Source organism: Nocardioides ginsengisoli (genome assembly GCF_039537225.1).
Classification (GTDB): domain Bacteria; phylum Actinomycetota; class Actinomycetes; order Propionibacteriales; family Nocardioidaceae; genus Nocardioides; species Nocardioides ginsengisoli.
Genome location: NZ_BAABAC010000035.1, coordinates 73,701 through 89,951, shown reverse-complemented (window position 1 = coordinate 89,951; position 16,251 = coordinate 73,701). Strand labels below are relative to the sequence as shown.

Annotated in this window: 15 protein-coding genes; all 15 read right to left on the bottom strand. The window is 72.1% G+C overall.

Annotated elements, in window-relative coordinates; translation table 11 throughout:
- Positions 1–13: 13 nt before the first annotated feature.
- The gene (locus AB4880_RS18310; protein ID WP_367920667.1) at positions 14–1,231 is read right to left on the bottom strand and encodes a deoxyguanosinetriphosphate triphosphohydrolase; all 1,218 of its coding nucleotides are present in this window, start codon (positions 1,229–1,231) and stop codon (positions 14–16) included.
- 164 nt (positions 1,232–1,395) lie between these two features.
- On the bottom strand, positions 1,396–2,271 hold the full coding sequence (locus AB4880_RS18305) for a VldE C-terminal domain-containing protein (RefSeq protein WP_367920666.1): 876 nt from the start codon (positions 2,269–2,271) through the stop codon (positions 1,396–1,398).
- Between the two features lie 132 nt (positions 2,272–2,403).
- Positions 2,404–3,570: a tRNA dihydrouridine synthase DusB gene (dusB, locus tag AB4880_RS18300; RefSeq protein WP_367920665.1), complete on the bottom strand. Its 1,167-nt coding sequence runs from the start codon at positions 3,568–3,570 to the stop codon at positions 2,404–2,406.
- Positions 3,567–4,274 carry a hypothetical protein gene (locus AB4880_RS18295; RefSeq protein WP_367920664.1) on the bottom strand — a complete coding sequence of 236 codons (708 nt, stop codon included), beginning with the start codon at positions 4,272–4,274 and terminating at the stop codon, positions 3,567–3,569. The genes dusB and AB4880_RS18295 overlap by 4 nt, the downstream gene beginning before the upstream one ends.
- Positions 4,268–5,665: a glycine--tRNA ligase gene (locus AB4880_RS18290; RefSeq protein ID WP_367920663.1), complete on the bottom strand. Its 1,398-nt coding sequence runs from the start codon at positions 5,663–5,665 to the stop codon at positions 4,268–4,270. Before AB4880_RS18290 ends, AB4880_RS18295 begins: the two co-directional genes overlap by 7 nt.
- Before the next feature lie 80 nt (positions 5,666–5,745).
- The gene (locus AB4880_RS18285; RefSeq protein ID WP_367920662.1) at positions 5,746–6,060 is read right to left on the bottom strand and encodes an antibiotic biosynthesis monooxygenase family protein; all 315 of its coding nucleotides are present in this window, start codon (positions 6,058–6,060) and stop codon (positions 5,746–5,748) included.
- A 24-nt stretch (positions 6,061–6,084) separates the two neighbouring features.
- The gene (gene ndk, locus AB4880_RS18280) at positions 6,085–6,492 is read right to left on the bottom strand and encodes a nucleoside-diphosphate kinase (protein ID WP_367920661.1); all 408 of its coding nucleotides are present in this window, start codon (positions 6,490–6,492) and stop codon (positions 6,085–6,087) included.
- Between the two features lie 35 nt (positions 6,493–6,527).
- Positions 6,528–7,280 (bottom strand): MerR family transcriptional regulator, encoded by a 753-nt coding sequence (locus AB4880_RS18275; protein WP_367920660.1) that lies wholly within the window; start codon positions 7,278–7,280, stop codon positions 6,528–6,530.
- A gap of 321 nt (positions 7,281–7,601) precedes the next feature.
- On the bottom strand, positions 7,602–8,816 hold the full coding sequence (locus tag AB4880_RS18270; RefSeq protein WP_367920659.1) for a winged helix-turn-helix domain-containing protein: 1,215 nt from the start codon (positions 8,814–8,816) through the stop codon (positions 7,602–7,604).
- 451 nt (positions 8,817–9,267) lie between these two features.
- Positions 9,268–9,939 carry a response regulator gene (locus AB4880_RS18265; protein ID WP_367920658.1) on the bottom strand — a complete coding sequence of 224 codons (672 nt, stop codon included), beginning with the start codon at positions 9,937–9,939 and terminating at the stop codon, positions 9,268–9,270.
- Between the two features lie 86 nt (positions 9,940–10,025).
- Complete coding sequence (hpf, locus tag AB4880_RS18260; protein ID WP_367920657.1) at positions 10,026–10,655, bottom strand: ribosome hibernation-promoting factor, HPF/YfiA family; 630 nt, start codon at positions 10,653–10,655, stop codon at positions 10,026–10,028.
- A 389-nt stretch (positions 10,656–11,044) separates the two neighbouring features.
- Positions 11,045–11,809 (bottom strand): ComF family protein, encoded by a 765-nt coding sequence (locus AB4880_RS18255; RefSeq protein WP_367920656.1) that lies wholly within the window; start codon positions 11,807–11,809, stop codon positions 11,045–11,047.
- A 109-nt stretch (positions 11,810–11,918) separates the two neighbouring features.
- Positions 11,919–13,658, bottom strand: coding sequence for an LpqB family beta-propeller domain-containing protein (locus AB4880_RS18250; protein WP_367920655.1), 1,740 nt, complete (start codon positions 13,656–13,658; stop codon positions 11,919–11,921).
- A complete protein-coding gene (gene mtrB / locus AB4880_RS18245; RefSeq protein ID WP_367920654.1) occupies positions 13,655–15,343 on the bottom strand; it encodes an MtrAB system histidine kinase MtrB in 1,689 nt (562 codons plus the stop codon). Before mtrB ends, AB4880_RS18250 begins: the two co-directional genes overlap by 4 nt.
- A gap of 153 nt (positions 15,344–15,496) precedes the next feature.
- The gene (gene mtrA / locus AB4880_RS18240; protein ID WP_367920653.1) at positions 15,497–16,204 is read right to left on the bottom strand and encodes an MtrAB system response regulator MtrA; all 708 of its coding nucleotides are present in this window, start codon (positions 16,202–16,204) and stop codon (positions 15,497–15,499) included.
- Positions 16,205–16,251: the final 47 nt, after the last annotated feature.

Here is a 16,251-nt window from a genome sequence, read left to right as displayed (position 1 = left end):
CGTCGTTTTCGGGTCAGCGGCACAGGCGGGTGTGCCAGGCCACAGCACTGGCGTCGGTGAGCGAGGCGACCTGGTCGATGACGACCCGGGTGCGCCCGGCGTCGTCGGCGGCGGCCCGCCAGTCGGCGGCGAAGGTCTCGTCGAGCGCGTCGCTCCCCCGGTCGAGCAGCACGCCGACGAGCTCGGCGATCAGCTCGCGCTGGCGTCCGAGCAGCGCCACCCGGCTCGCGTCCTGCATGACGTAGTGGGCGGCGATCCCCTTGAGGACGGTGATCTCGGCCCACGTGTCGGCGGGGATCACCAGGTCGGCGGCGTAGCGGACGAAGGGCCCCTCGGAGCCGGCGAAGGTCGCCTGCTGGACCGCGCCGCAGAAGCGGCCGATCAGGTCGCTGGTGAGGTTCTTGAGGGCGGCGAGGCTGCCGCGGCGGCCGTCGTACGGCGCCCGGGGCCAGCTGCCGACCGCCCGGAGCCGGTCGAGGACGTCGTCGAGCTCGGCGTCGGTGGCGTCGGGGAGGTACCACGCCCGGACCGTCTCCCACACCGCCGCCGGCTCGAGCCTGGTCAGGTCGACCTTGCCGGCGACCGTGCCGTCCTCGACGTCGTGGACGGAGTAGGCGACGTCGTCGGCGAGGTCCATCACCTGGGCCTCGACGCAGCGCCGGGCCGTGGGCGCGCCGGCGCGCAGCCAGGCGAACGCGGGCCGGTCGTCGTCGTAGACACCGAACTTGGGGCCGTCGGCCTCATCCGCGCCCCACGGGTACTTGGTGCACGCGTCGAGGGTCGCGCGGGTGAGGTTGAGGCCCGCGTCGGGCGTCTTCGCCTCGAGCCGGGTCAGCAGCCGCAGGGTCTGGGCGTTGCCCTCGAACCCGCCGATGTCGCCCGCGAGCGCGTGCAGCGCCCGCTCGCCGTTGTGGCCGAACGGCGGGTGGCCGAGGTCGTGCGCGAGCGCCGCCGTCTCGGTGATGTCGGGATGGGTGCCGAGCGCCCGCGACAGGTCGCGCGCGATCTGGGCGACCTCGAGGCTGTGGGTGAGCCGGTTGCGGACGAAGTCGTCGCTCTGCGGCCCCACCACCTGCGTCTTCGCCGCCAGCCGCCGGAAGGACGCCGCGTGCACCACCCGCGCCCGGTCGCGCTCGAACGGCAGCCGTTCCGGCGCCTCGACCCGCTTCGGCGGCTCGGGCACGATCCGCTCGCGCGCGTGCGCGTCGTACCGCTGCTCGACGGGGTCCATGCCGGCGACCCTATCGGCGCGACGTGGCGGGCGTGGACTGACAGGATCGAAGCCGTGGACAGCATCGAGATCGTCCCCGTCGACGACCGCCCCCGCTTCCGCGTCTGCCTGCACGACAGTCGACCCCCACTGACCGTCAACGGACCGGAGTGGCCCGAACGGCGTCAGTAGACCGACACGTGCACGTGGTCGTAGTGGTTGGCCGTGGTCGAGCCACGGTTCGGCATGCCCCGCCAGCCCTCGCTGGAGCGCTCCACCGACCAGATCTTCTGCGAGAAGATGATGTAGGAGACCCCGAAGGCGGCGTAGTTCTTGCGCACGAACTCCGCGATCTGCCAGCCCCGGGCGCCCGACGTCATGATGTCGACGGCGTGGCCGGTCTCGTGGTCGCCGGAGATCGAGGCGCCGCGGAAGGTGCCGTAGGTGGTGACCTCGGGGAAGGCGGCGCAGACGGCCTCGTGGATCTTCTTGATGCCCTCGGCCACGCCCGAGGGCACGGTGGTGCCGTTGGTGCAGGCGCCGCCGAGGACGGCGGGCTTCTCGGACGTGAAGTAGCCGTCGCTGACCCAGCGGGAGGCGCCCTTGACGACGATCTCGGCGCGGCCGGCGTAGCGGCGGCCGGTGAGCAGGACCTTGTCGCCCGCGGCGAGCTCGCCGACCTGCTTGGCCGCCTTGTCGGGGCGGGTCCACAGGTTGAGGGCGGAGGTGATCCAGCGTTGCGTGTCGGCGTTCTTGACGGCGCGGGCGACGTTGTCGTCGGCCATCAGGCGGTCGAGCTGGGTGGCTACGGCGTCGGCGGACCGGTTGGCGCTGCGGGAGATCACGGGGATCTCGCGGGGCGCCTTGTCGCCGATCGAGCCGCTGGAGCCGCCGGAGACGGCAGGAGTGCGGTCGATGGCGGCCAGGTCGGCGGCCGGGTCGGAGGACGTGAGGACGCCGGTCGAGACCACTGCGGTGGTCGCCAGAGCGGCGAGTGAGCCGGCCAGGAGGGCGACTCGGGGCGTACGTCGCGCGGTTTCCCGCTTGTGGCTGGTGGCCACGCGCTGATTCCTTTGCTGTCGCTTACAGATTCATCCCGAGAGAGCTTCGACCTGCGCCGAAGCATCCAGGGAGTAGAGCACAGCGATCAAGACTTCAACCAATTGGTGAGACTGCTCCGCAGGTGAGCCCGCTCACCCGCCGGTGGTCTCGTCGACGTCCTCGAGCAGGCTGGCGCCGCCTTCGCAGAGGCCGTCGGTGTCGTCGAGCCAGCCCTCCGGGAGCACCACCTTGCCGCGCGGGGCGCCCTGCCGGCCGCGGGGCGCGCCCAGCTCGGAGCGCGGGAACGGCTCGTCGGGGTCGAGCTTCTCGATCAGCCGGTCGAGGCTCGCCAGCGAGTCGACCAGGCCCAACGAACGACGCAGCTCGCCGCCGGCGCGGAAGCCCTTGAGATACCAGGTGACGTGCTTGCGGAACTCCTTGCAGCCCCGCTCCTCCCCCATGTGCTCGCTGAGCAGCTCGGCGTGCCGTCGCATCATCACCGTCACCTCGCCGAGGCGGGGCAGCTGGGTCTCGTAGCGCGCGACGACGCCGCGGCCGAGACCGCCGTTCTCGGGGTCGAAGGCGGCGGCGAGGTCGCGGAACAGCCAGGGGCGGCCCAGGCAGCCGCGCCCGACGACGACGCCCGCGACCCCGGTCTGCTCGACCATCTTGATCGCGTCGTCGGCCTCCCAGATGTCGCCGTTGCCGAGCACCGGGATGGTGACGTGGTCGACCAGCTCGGCGATCGCGTCCCAGTCGGCGAAGCCGGAGTAGGCCTGCGCGACGGTGCGGCCGTGCAGCGCGATCGCGGCGACGCCGGTCTCCTCGGCGATCCGGCCGGCGTCGAGGTAGGTGAGGTGGTCGTCGTCGAGTCCCTTGCGGGTCTTCATCGTCACCGGCACGTCGTACGGCGCCGCGGCGGCCACCGCCTCCTCGAGGATCCGCCCGAGCAGGTTCCGCTTCCACGGCAGCGCGCCACCCCCGCCCTTGCGGGTGACCTTGGGCACCGGGCAGCCGAAGTTGAGGTCGACGTGGGCTACGCCGTAGTCCTCGCAGAGGATCTTGGTGGCCTCGCCGACGTACTTCGGGTCGGTGCCGTAGAGCTGCACCGAGCGGATCTTCTCGAGCTCGTCGAAGACGAGCATGCGCTTCGTCGTCTCGTCGCCCTCGACCAGCCCGCGGCTGGTGATCATCTCGCAGACGTAGAGCCCGGCGCCGTACTCGGCGCAGAGCCGGCGGTAGGCGGCGTTGGTGATGCCCGCCATCGGCGCCAGCACCACCGGAGTGGGAACCTCGAGGGACCCGAGTCGGAGGTTCACGACGCCTTGCCCTTCTTGCCGGGCTTGCCGGCCTTGCCGGCCTTCCCGGTCTTGCCGGGCTTGCCAGGGCTCACCTTGCTCACCGGTCCGGCCCAGGCGACCGGCTTCAGCCCGCCCGGCGGCTGGAAGAGCACCGACTCGAGCGCGTGGTCGGGTGCCATGAAGTAGACCTGGCACACCTCCGCGCTCTGGCCTTGGGCGAGCGTGTCGGGCAGCGCGTCGCCGTCGCAGGAGGGCAGCTGCGCCTTGGTGTAGAAGTTGGGCGCCTCGAGCGTGCTGCCGTCGTTGCCCCACAGCGCGGTGGCGAGCTGGTGGCGCCCGACGCCGCGGATGCCGAGGTTGGTGGCCTTGACCCGCACGAAGTACGGCGTCCGCGCGGCCGTCGTCGCGTCGATATTCCAGCCGCCGAACGACTGCTGGAAGGACGTCCGCTCGATCCGCTCGACGCTCAGCCGGACCACCAGCGGCAGCCCGTTCTGGTCGGCCTGGTAGGCGACCACCCCCTGCTCACCGAGCGCGAGCTGCGTGCCCGGCTCGGTGAGGGTGACGCCGTCGGGCACCGGCAGGTACGACGACGGCGCCGCCGAGGCGGAGGCGCCGGCACTCGGCGCGGCCGCCGGCTTGTCGTCCGATCCGCACGCCGACAGCCCGGCGGCCGCCACGAGGGTGGCCACCGGGACGGCGAGGGACCGGACGCTCAGCATCCGACGAGCCGCTCGGCGAAGTAGGAGGTGAGCTTGTCGAGGGCCACCCGCTCCTGGGACATGGTGTCCCGCTCGCGGACGGTGACCGCGTGGTCCTCGAGGGTGTCGAAGTCGACCGTGACGCAGAACGGCGTACCGATCTCGTCCTGGCGGCGGTAGCGGCGGCCGATCGCGCCGGAGTCGTCGAAGTCGACGTTCCAGGCGCGGCGCAGCTCGGTGGCGACGTCCTTGGCCTTCGGCGACAGGTCGGCGTTGCGCGAGAGCGGGAGCACGGCGACCTTGACCGGCGCCAGGCGCGGGTCGAGGCGGAGCACGACGCGCTTGTCGACGCCGCCCTTGGTGTTCGGCGCCTCGTCCTCGTGGTAGCCGTCGACGAGGAAGGTCATCAGGCTGCGCGAGAGGCCCGCGGCCGGCTCGATGACGTAGGGCACGTAGCGCTCGTTGTTGGCCTGGTCGAAGTACGACAGGTCGGTGCCGGAGTGCTGGGAGTGCGTCGACAGGTCGAAGTCGGTGCGGTTGGCGATGCCCTCGAGCTCACCCCACTCGGAGCCGGCGAAGTTGAAGCGGTACTCGATGTCGACGGTGCGCTTCGAGTAGTGCGACAGCTTCTCCTTCGCGTGCTCGTAGTGGCGCAGGTTGTCGGGGTTGATGCCGAGGTCGGTGTACCAGGCGGTGCGGGTGTCGATCCAGTACTGGTGCCAGTCCTCGTCCTCACCCGGCTTGACGAAGAACTCCATCTCCATCTGCTCGAACTCGCGGGTGCGGAAGATGAAGTTGCCCGGCGTGATCTCGTTGCGGAAGCTCTTGCCGATCTGCGCGATGCCGAACGGGGGCTTCATCCGCTGCGAGGTCACCACGTTGGCGAAGTTGAGGAAGATGCCCTGCGCGGTCTCGGGGCGCAGGTAGTGCAGGCCGGACTCGTCCTCGATGACGCCCAGGTAGGTCTTGAGCAGGCCGGAGAACTGACGCGGCTCGGTCCAGGCGCCCCGCGTGCCGCAGTTGGGGCAGGCGATGTCGGACATCGGGACGGCGTCGGGGTCGTCGAGACCCTTCTTCTCCGCGTACGCCTCCTGCAGGTGGTCGGCGCGGAACCGCTTGTGGCACGACTGGCACTCGGTGAGCGGGTCGGTGAACGTCGCGACGTGGCCCGACGCCTCCCAGGTCTGCCGCGGCAGGATCACGCTGGAGTCGAGGCCGACGACGTCGTCGCGGCTCTGGACCATCGAGCGCCACCACTGACGCTTGATGTTCTCCTTGAGCTCGACGCCGAGCGGGCCGTAGTCCCATGCGGAGCGGGTGCCTCCGTAGATCTCGCCACAGGGGTAGACGAAGCCTCGCCGCTTCGCGAGGGAGACGACCTGGTCGACGGTGGACGGGGGCGGCTTGGCCACAGGGAATCCTTATGGGACGAGCCCGGCTGGCTGCCGGGCGGCAAGTTGGACGACGGCGCGCGGGTGCGCGAAGCAAAGCCCTAGGTTACGCGAGCGTCCGCGACGTTCAGCACTCCGCCGGGCTCGACCACCTCGTAGGCGCCCGGCTCGTCGATGGCGCGGCTCAGCACGGGCACGCCGTGCAGCTTGAGGTCGTACGACGACAGCGCGCGCCGGTAGGCCCCGACGTGCTCCCAGCGGGTGGTGAGCACCCACAGGTCGGGGTCGTCGACATTGCGGCCGAGCCACCCGTCGACGTACCCGCGCTGCTCGGCGAGCAGCGCGTGGACGCGTTCGAGGTCGGCCTGGAGCCCCGCGGGGTCCGCCCCCGCGCGGAAGCGGTTGACGACGAGCACGGCGCGCTCCGGCTCAGTCGCGGGTCAGAGCTTGGGGAACCAGAGCGCGATCTCGCGCTCGGCCGACTCGGGCGAGTCGGAGCCGTGGACGAGGTTCTCGCGGTTGGACAGCGAGAGGTCGCCGCGGATGGTGCCCGGCGCGGCCTTGCGGCCGTCGGTGGCGCCGTTGAGCGCGCGGACGACCTCGATCGCCTCGTCACCCTCGAGCACCAGCGCGACGAGCGGACCGCTGGTCACGAAGGTGCGCAGCGGCGGGTAGAAGTCGCGCTCGACGTGCTCGGCGTAGTGGGCGTCGGCCATGCTCGCGTCGATGTGGCGGTGCTCCATGGCGACGATGCTCAGGCCCTTGGCCTCGAACCGGCCCAGCACCGTGCCGACCAGGCCGCGGCGGACGGCGTCGGGCTTGAGGAGGACGAGAGTGCGTTGAGTCACGCGGGTGACCCTAGCCTGAGCGCACCCCGACCGCCTCAGCGCCGGTCGAGCGAGCGGGTGATGACGTTGTTGGCGGAACGCTGGAAGCCGCGCACGATCGCGTCGAGCGTGAGCCGGCGCAGCGTGCTGATCGTGGCCTCGAGCTGCTCGGCGTCCTCGCGGGAGTGGCTGCGCTGGCGGCGCCACGGGCCGACCACGTCGTCGTGCAGGACGGCGGTCAGCTCCTCGGCGAGCGCGGTCATGTGTCGCTCGATGGCCTCGCCGGCCGCGCGCATGCCCGCGATCGGGATGTCGACCTCGAGCAGCTCGACGGCGACGTCGAAGCCGTGCACCGACGTGAACCGGACGCCGCCGCGGTCGTCGGTCACCCGCCGGAGCAGGCCGAACTCCTCGATCAGCGCGACGTCGTCGTCGGACAGCTTGCGCCCGGCGTGCTGGTCGAGCTGCTTGCGGGTGAGCCGCTCGGGCTCCCCCACCGTCCAGGAGGTCAGCATCGCGCGCTGGACGGCGAGGTCCTCGACGCCGGCGTCGGCGGGCAGCGAGGCGAGGTAGCGCTCGATGGCCTGCAGCGTGAAGCCGTGCTCCTGCAGCGCGCGGATCATCTCCAGCCGGGCGAGGTGGGTGTCGTCGTACCAGGCCATCCGGCCGCGCCGGGCCGGCGGCGGGAGCAGCCCGAGACTGGCGTAGTAGCGCGTGGTCCGCACCGTCAGCCCGGCCGCGGCGGCGAGCTCGTCGATCGTCCGCAGACCTTCGGCGTGACGAGGCTCCCCCTCCGAGACTGCACTCATGACTGTCACAGTACCGCTGTCATTTCACCGGCGCAACGCGGGGATTGACCTGAGGGTCGACGTAGGGCACATCGAGAGGGAGAGTGCTGGTGTGACAGTTCTACTGTCATTCTTGAACAGTCAAGGCGTGGGAGCTGCTGCCGGTCGAGTGGCGCGGAGTCGGAGGAGCTCACGCCGACGCTGAAGCTGAAGCGCCGGGTCGTGCACGCGAAGTACGCCGACGTGCAGGAGCGGCTCTACGGCGGAGTCTCCTGGTCTCACCCGGCACATCTGTGCTGCTCATCCGCGCGAATCGCGACCGATCTGCCGGGTGAGACAGGCTTAGGCGGCGAGCCCACCCACCTCGGCGGCGAGCGCCGGCGCCAGGTCGCCACGCGGCGCGACGATCACCTCGCCGAGCCCGAGCCAGCCGGCGAGCCGGTCGAGCTCGAGCGCCAGCTCGCCCGCGGTCTCGGCGGGAGCGTGCCCCTCGGACCACGCCGACTGCACCAGCAGCCGAGACGTCGCCCGGTCGGCCTTCAGGTCGACCCGGGCGACGATCCGGTCGCCGAGCAGGAACGGCAGGACGTAGTAGCCGTGCACCCGCTGGTCGGCCGGGACGTAGATCTCGATCCGGTAGTGGAAGTCGAACAGCGCCTCGGCCCGCGCCCGCTCCCACACCACCGGGTCGAACGGGCTGAGCACCGTGCGCGCCCCGACCCGGCGCGGCAGCCGCGCCTGCGGGTGGAGGTAGGCCGGACGGCGCCAGCCCTGCACCTGGACCGGCTCGAACTCACCCGCCGCGACCAGCGCGTCGATCGCCGGCTTCGCCTCGCCGATCCGGAGCCGGTAGTAGTCGGCGAGGTCCTGCGCGGTGCCGACGCCGTGGGAGCGGGCGGCGCGGCGGATCAGCTCGACGTGGGCGTCGGCGGCCGTCATCGGCGGGGCGTCGAGGACCGAGGCGGGCAACACGCGCTCGGGGACGTCGTACCGGATCTCGAACTGGGAGTTGCGGTCGGCGATCGCCAGCTCGCCGGTCATGTAGAGGTAGTCGAGCATCCGGCGGGTGCGCGACCAGTTCCAGCCCCAGTGCTCCTTCTTGCGCGGCAGCCCGTCGTCGAGCTCGCGCGCCGTGCTCGCCCCGCGCTCGGCGATCTCGGCCAGCAGCGCCTTCTCGAGGTCGTCGCCCTCCTCGACCGTGAACCACTTGCCGCGCCGCGCCCGGTAGTCGTCCATCCGGTGCCGCATCGCCGGCCACAGCTCGACCGGCATGTAGGCCTGGACGTGCGCCCAGTACTCCACCACCCGCCGCTCGCGCCGACCCGACCCCGCCCGCCGCAGCAGGTCGACGTCATAGGCGCCCATCCGTGCATACAGCGGCATGTAGTGCGCCCGCTGTAGGACGTTGACGCTGTCGACCTGCAGCACCCCGGTGCGGGTCAGGGCGCGGTCGAACGTCCGCAGCGTGGGTACGGCGTGCGGCGGGTCGAGGAATCCCTGCGCCGCCAGCGCGATCCGGCGGGCCTGCGCGAGGGACAGCGACTGCGTGGTGGGCACGGGCTCACCCTAGAAGCCACCGCCGACAGCCGGGCTCGACCGCGCGTGCGCGCTCGCGACAGGGCTAGTGCGCGAGGAACGAGCAGACCTCGTCGGCCGACGCGCGACGATGCCGGCCCGGAGCCGCAGCGAGCGACGAAGGAGCGACCGGAGGCGCAGGGAGGCACCGTTGCGCGTGCCGACCCGCGGGCCGCCCGGCGGCCTCGCACTCAGTAGACCTCGACCGCGTGCGCGGCAGCGCGGCGCGAGGAACGAGCGAGTCTCGTCGGCCGACGCGCGACGATGCCGGCCCGGAGCCGCAGCGAGCGACGAAGGAGCGACCGGAGGCGCAGGGAGGCACCGTTGCGCGTGCCGACCCGCGGGTCGCCCGGCGGGCTCGCACTGCGCCCACCTCGACCGCGTGCGCGGCAGCGCGGCGCGAGGAACGAGCGACGCGCTCGCGCCATCCGAGCTAGTCCAGCTCGACGAGCTTGGCGCGGACGGCGTACATGACCGCCTCCATCCGGGAGTGCAGCTGGAGCTTCTCCAAGATGTTGCGGACGTGGTTCTTCACGGTGTTCTCGCTGATCGCGAGGTTGGCCGCCACGTCACGGTTGCTGAGACCGCGGGCGACGAGCCGGAGCACCTCGAGCTCGCGCTCGGTGAGCTTGAGCGCGGGACCTGCCGAGCGCTCCGGCTTCGCCATCGTCTTGAACTCGTCGATGAGCTTGGCGGCCATCGACGGGCTGATCAGCGACTGTCCGTCGGCGACCACGCGGATGCCCTGGGCCACCTCCTCGATGGAGGAGTCCTTGAGGAGGTAGCCCGAGGCACCGCTCTTGACTGCTTCGTAGAGATCGGCCTCGTCGTCGGAGACGGTCAGCATGATGATCTTCGTCATCGGGACCGCCTCCTTGATCGCGACGCACGCCTCGATACCCGACTGCTTGGGCATCCGTACGTCGAGCAGGACGACGTCCGGCACGCTGCTGACGACGAGCGTGACGCCGTCGGCGCCGTTGCTCGCCTCGCCCACGACCTCGATGCCGTCCTCGATGCCCAACAGCATGGTCAGGCCTCGACGAAACAGCTCCTGGTCGTCGACCACCACTACGCGTACCGGTTCGCTCACAGGGTGTCCCATCCCCGCCGCTGCCGGTGGAATCCCACTCGCCACAGCGGCATCATGACACGACTTGCCCGCATCGATCCGGTCTAGGCCGCTCCGTATCAGTCCTGGCGCTCTCCCACGTCGAGCGAGATGACGCCGTAGTCGTAGCCCCGGCGGCGGTAGACGACGGCCGGGCGCTCGCTCTCCTTGTCGACGAACAGGTAGAAGTCGTGGCCCACGAGCTCCATCTCGTAGAGGGCCTGGTCGAGGGTCATCGGGGCGGCCGGGTGGGTCTTCTCGCGGACCACGAGCGGGCCGTCGCCGGTGACCGTGATCGGTCCGACCTGGCGCTCGATGGCGCCCTCGGAGTCCCTCTCGTCCGCTTCGCCGTTGGGGTCGACCGCGGAGAGGGCCTGGCCGACCGAGACCGGCGTACGCCGTCCGCGGTGCACCCGCCGGCGGTCGGCGGCCTTGCGCATCTGCGCCGCCATCTTGTCGAGGGCCAGGTCGAGCGCCCCCATCTTGTCCTCGGCCGCGGCCTCGGCGCGGATCACCGGTCCCTTCGAATACGCGGTGAGCTCCACATGAACGGAATGGTCGTGCTGGCGCGGGTTGGATTCGGGTTCGACCTCCACATGAACCCGGATGATCCGGTGATCGTGCTTCTCCAGCTTGGTGAGCTTCTCGGCAGCGTGAGCCCGGAACCGGTCCGAGATCTCGCAGTGCCGTCCAGTGACCACAACGTCCATCAGATACCTCCAAGGGGATTCGGTGTGATGGGTTCTCCTGCCCATGGCAGGACGTCGATGGCGGCCGCGTACGGCCGATGAGAGGGAGTCCGCCCGGCCGACCTGGTCTTCGCCCCCACACTCGCCTGCTGAGGCTCCCGCAGCTCTTTGCCACTACTGACCTTCTCCCGGAGTCGGACGTATCTGACGTCCGGTCCGAGGCAGGACTTACGACTAAGCCGCACCGTGCTCACCGACCCGAGGGCCGGCTTACGTGGGCCGTTTCGCCTGCGACTGGCATCGGCTTGCCGCACCTGACTGGGCTCGCGCCCGGCCTGGGCGACGCAACCACGGACCCGGGCGGACTCCATGACCAGACGTTAGTCCGTCGGTGGTGACGACGAAACCCTTCACCCGAAGTTCGGACGCGGGACCTTGCGCCGGGTCGCGGCCACGGTGGCGCCGGCGAGCACCGACACGCCGACGGCCTCCAGTGCGCGCTGGGCCTCGCGCAGTGTCGCCCCCGTCGTGAGTACGTCGTCGCAGACGATCACGTGCGCCCGTGGCCACCGCTCCCCCGCCCGCCGTACGGCGTCCGCCGGAGCGTGCATCGTCCACGTCTGGTTGCGCGCCCGGGCCGCCGCGTCGAGCCCCGCCTGGTCGACCACCGCCACGCCCCGCCGCGCCCGCACCAGCCGCACCGCATGGACCGGCCGGCCCTCGCGGCGCAGCACCCGCGCCGCGACCCGCACCATCGCGAGCGTCGGGTCGTGACCGCGCTGGCGCACCGCCGCCGGGCGCGACGGGACCGGCACGAGCAGCACCGCCCCATCCCTCGCCGCCCCGCCCGCCGCCGCACCCACACCCATGCCGAGGCCGTGGTCGAGCGCCGCCACCACCGACCGGGCCAGCAGCCGCCCGAGCGGCCGGGTCAGGGCCGTCGCCCGATGCTCCTTGTGGGCCAGCACCAGCCCCCGCAGGGTGCCGTCGTAGTCGCCCACCGCGAGGGTCGGCGCCAGCCCCGCCGGCGGCGGCGACGGCCCGTGCGGCGAGGCCTCGGCGGGCAGCTCCGACCAGCACGCCGGGCAGAGCGCGCGCCCCGGTCGCGCGCAGCCGACGCACGCCGACCCGAGGAGGAGGTCGACGTAGCCGTCGCGGAGGGTGAGAGCTGCCACGGCTCCAGCACACCAGTGGCGCGGCCGTGGGCGAAGCGGCTCCCGGCGCCTGTGGACGGCCGGCTGTGGAGAACCCGCCCTGTGGAGACGAACTGGTCGAAACCGGCCGTCAGCCGGTGTAGTCGAGCTGGCTGAGCACCATCGACCCCGGGTCGTAGGACGCCTGGCGGGCCAGGTCGAAGTAGCGGTCGGCGTAGACCGCGAGCATCGGCGCGTCCGCGACCGGCGACCCGGCGAGGTCGAGCACCTTGCCGCTGACGATCGTCGACGCCACGTCGACGCCCACCGTCGCTCCGTCGGCGGATGCCACGTCGACCTCGTACAGGCTGCCGGGCGCGGTCGGGGTGAGCAGGCCGATGCGGGTCGGTCCGGTCCAGGCGATGTCGGAGATCCGGCTGCCCTCGGGTGGGCGGATCACGACCGGCGGGCGGGTCTGCAGCACCTGCCCGCGGCCGCCGATCAGGACGCGCACCCCGACCACCTCGTCGCCGCCCGCACCCCGGACGACGGCGAGCAGGCGTGTCCCGTCACGGCTGACCAGGAGGGCGTGCGCCCGCGAGCCGGTGATGCCGGGGACGTCGAGCTGACGCAGCCCGTTGTGGTCGTCGAGCCAGACCGCCGCGCCGCCCGGGCGCCGCTCGAGGATCCACAGCCGCCCCGCGTTGTCCCAGGTGGGGCGGACGTAGTCGCCGCCGCTCAGCAGGGTCCGCGGCACCGGCTGGTCGCTCACCTCGCGTACCGGCGCGATCCGCACCCGGTGCCCGTTGTCGTCGACGGCGGCGGCCAGCTCGAGGTCCGGCCGCACGGCGACCGTGTCGAGTCCGGCGTCGACGTCGCCGAAGGCGCCGGAGGCGGGGCTGAGGTCGCCGAGCGTGCCGGTGAACAGGCGTCCACGGCTCAGCCCGATCAGCTGGCGTCCGGAGCCGGGGCCGGCCGGGTCGAAGCTGGCGGCCGACTGCACGGAGTACTTCGACGCGCCGCCGGGAAGGGGCAGGTCGGTGCCGTCGACGGTGACGCGCAGCGCCTCGATCGTCGGGTCCTGACGCATCGTCCAGGCCAGCTGGGCGAGCATCAGCTCGGCCTGCTCGGAGGTCACCTTCGACCCCTCGCCGACGAGCGAGACGTGCGCGACGCCCTGGTCGTCGACCGGCACCGAGAGCCCGACGCTCAGCCCCGGCGGCAGGAACGAGCGGACCACGCCGCGCGCGAGCGGCGGCGGCCCCGCGAGCAGCGCCGACACCAGGCTGGACGCGAGCTGGTCGCCCTCGGGCACGAACACCGGCTCGGGCACCAGGATCTTCGCGAGCGGGTCGAAGTAGTAGAGCGAGACCTGGCGGTAGCGCTGCCGGAACCACGAGGCCGGTACGACGAGCGCGTCGGGCGGGTCGGCGATCCGGTACTCCCCGTGGTCGACCGTCAGCCGGAAGCTCAGCGTCAGCGCCTCGTCGCCGATCGCCCCGCGCCACGCGCCGACCTGGTCGAGCCGGTCGGCCGCGGTGAGCTGCACCGACACCGATCCGGCGCTCTCGTGCACGGGCAGCGAGTCGCTGTAGATGATCGTCTCCTGCTCCGGGTTCCAGCCCGCGGCGGCCTCCTCGGTGAGGTACTCCTTCGCCACGCTGGTCTGGATCGGCCAGGCCGTCATCGCGTCGAGGAAGCCGGTGACGATCTCGCTGCGCGTGGCGCCCTTCGCGGGAGATCGCGCGTCGATGTCGCTGGCCCGGCGGGCGTCGGCCCGGTTGCTCGTCGAGCTCTCGACGACCGGGCCGCTGGTCGGCAGTGAGACGCAGGCGGACAGGGCCAGCGCGAGCACGAGGAGCGCCCCGGCGGCGTACGAGCGGCGGGTCATGGGCCCTCCTCCAGCGCCGGTACGACGCCACTCGGGCCGACCACGATCGCGGCGTCGCTCGACACGGCGTCCTCGGGGATCAGCGGCAGCGGACTGTGCCGCAGCGTCCCGCCGGCGTGGCGCGGCACGGTCAGCCGGAACTGCGCGCCCTGCCCGGTGCGTCCCCACGCCTGCAGCCAGCCGCCGTGGAGGTGGGCGTCCTCCTGTGCGATCGCGAGGCCCAGGCCGGTGCCGCCGCTGGTGCGCGTACGGGCCGGGTCGGAGCGCCAGAAGCGGTTGAACACCATCGACGCCTCGCCCGGCGCGAGCCCGACCCCGTGGTCGCGGACGGTGATCGCGGCCGCCTCGTCGTCGGACGCGAGCCGCACCAGCACCGCCTCGGTCGGGTCGTCTGCCAGCGCGTGGTCGATCGCGTTGGTGACCAGGTTGCGCACGATCCGCTCGACCCGGCGTACGTCGACGTCGGCACGGACCGGAACCGCCGGCTCCTGGACGACGACCCGCACGCCGCGCTGGTCGGCGAGCGGCTGCGCGGCCTCGACCACCCGTCGTACGACGTCACCGAGGTGGACGTTCTCGGTCGACAGCACCGCCGCGCCCGCGTCGAACCGGCTGATCTCGAGCAGGTCGACGAGCAGGTTCTCGAAGCGGTCGAGCTCGGCCTGCATCAGCTCGGCGGAGCGGGCGGTGGCGGGGTCGAAGTCCTCGCGCGCGTCGTGCAGCACGTCGGAGGCCATCCGGACCGTCGTCAGCGGCGTCCGCAGCTCGTGGGAGACGTCGGAGACGAAGCGGCGCTGCACCCAGCTCAGCTCCTCGAGCTGGCGGATCTGGCGCTGCAGGTTGGTGGCCATCTGGTTGAACGAGTACGCCAGCCGGGCGAGGTCGTCCTCGCCGCTGACCTGGAGCCGCTCCTGCAGCCGGCCGGCCGCGAGCCGCTCGGCGACCTGGCGCGCCATCCGGATCGGCGTCACCACCTGGCGCGTCACCAGCCAGGTGAGGCCGGCGACGAGGGCGAGCAGCAGCCCGGCGGCGGTGAGCAGCGCCCGGGTGACCAGGGCGAGGGTGTCCTTCTCCTCGGTGAGCGGGAACAGGAAGTAGAGCGTGTAGGTCTTGCCGTCGGCCGGCAGCTGCACCTGGGAGCCGACGATGACGCCCGGCTCACGGTGGATGCCGTCGGCGTTGCGGCGCACGATCTGGGTGTAGGTCCAGGCCGTCGCGCGGTTGACCCCGTCGAAGTGCGCCTCGAGGCTCTCGGGGACGCTCACCAGGTCGAGGCCGCTGCTGTACTCCCCGCCACCGTTGCGCAGCGGCGGGTCCTGGCCCTCGGGCCCGGCGAGCACCACGGAGTAGCCGCGGCTGTCGCCCCGCTCGATGATCGGGTCGACCAGGTCGCGCTGCTGGCGCCCGACGTTGACCTCGGTGCCGGACGCGGCGGCGAGCCGGTCCTGAGCGTCGGCGACCTCGGCGTCGACCTCGCCCTGGACCACCTCGACCCGGTGCCGGACCAGGCCGTCGCGCGTCTGCTGCAGCAGGATCCAGCCGACGCCGCTGACGACGACCGCGGACAGGACGACGGTGCTCGCGACGACCCGCGCCTGGATCGAGCGGCGCCAGAAGGTGAGCCCCCGCCGCAGCCGCGGCGCGAGCCAGTTCCAGAGCCGGCGGAGCGCCGGCCTAGTGGCCATCTCCGGGCGCCCTTCGGGGGTGGCCCGTGCGCCGGGTGCGTACGGGGCAAGGCGGCGGAGCGACGGCATACCGGGTTGTCTCCCGAGCGACGCCAACGCAGCACCGTGTGTGCCCGGCGTGCGGGACACACGGAGGGCGTCCGGAGATGGCCACTAGAAGGAGCCGGCCTTGTAACCGACACCGCGCACCGTCAGCACGATTTCGGGGTGCTCGGGGTCGTGCTCGACCTTCGAGCGCAGCCGCTGCACGTGGACGTTGACGAGCCGCGTGTCCGCGGCGTGCTGATAGCCCCAGACGTCCTCGAGGAGGACCTGGCGGGTGAAGACCTGCCCCGGCTTGCGGGCCAGGCAGAGCAGCAGGTCGAACTCGAGCGGGGTCAGCGAGATCTCCTGGCCGCCGCGGGTCACGGCGTGGCCGGCGACGTCGATGGAGAGGTCGCGGATGCTCAGCGTCTCCTGCGGCGCCGCGTCGGTACGACGTACGCGCGCGCGGATCCGGGCGACCAGCTCCTTCGGCTTGAACGGCTTGACGACATAGTCGTCGGCGCCCGACTCGAGCCCGACGACCACGTCGACCGTGTCGCCCTTGGCGGTGAGCATCACGATCGGGACGCCGGACTCGGCTCGGATCTCCTTGCAGACGTCGATGCCGTCCTTGCCGGGCAGCATCAGGTCGAGCAGGACCAGGTCGGGCTTGTAGTCGCGGAACGCCGCCAGCGCGAGATCGCCCCGCGGGCAGACCCGGCTCTCGAAGCCCTCCTGGCCCAGCACGATGCTGAGCATCTCCGCCAGCGGGGCGTCGTCGTCGACGACGAGGACGCGACCCTTGGTCGGGTACGACGCGCTGCCAGCAGGACTCATGCCTCCAATCCTAGGAGAGGCCTCCCTGAAGCGGGTCGCGGAGGAAG

Coding starts and splice junctions, on each gene's coding strand:
- mtrB (WP_367920654.1), bottom strand. CDS start 15,343: ATGGCCACTAGGCCGGCGCTCCGCCGGCTCTGGAACTGGCTCGCGCCG.
- mtrA (WP_367920653.1), bottom strand. CDS start 16,204: ATGAGTCCTGCTGGCAGCGCGTCGTACCCGACCAAGGGTCGCGTCCTC.
- AB4880_RS18295 (WP_367920664.1), bottom strand. CDS start 4,274: ATGCTGAGCGTCCGGTCCCTCGCCGTCCCGGTGGCCACCCTCGTGGCG.
- AB4880_RS18265 (WP_367920658.1), bottom strand. CDS start 9,939: ATGGGACACCCTGTGAGCGAACCGGTACGCGTAGTGGTGGTCGACGAC.
- AB4880_RS18250 (WP_367920655.1), bottom strand. CDS start 13,658: ATGACCCGCCGCTCGTACGCCGCCGGGGCGCTCCTCGTGCTCGCGCTG.
- AB4880_RS18310 (WP_367920667.1), bottom strand. CDS start 1,231: ATGGACCCCGTCGAGCAGCGGTACGACGCGCACGCGCGCGAGCGGATC.
- hpf (WP_367920657.1), bottom strand. CDS start 10,655: ATGGACGTTGTGGTCACTGGACGGCACTGCGAGATCTCGGACCGGTTC.
- AB4880_RS18275 (WP_367920660.1), bottom strand. CDS start 7,280: ATGAGTGCAGTCTCGGAGGGGGAGCCTCGTCACGCCGAAGGTCTGCGG.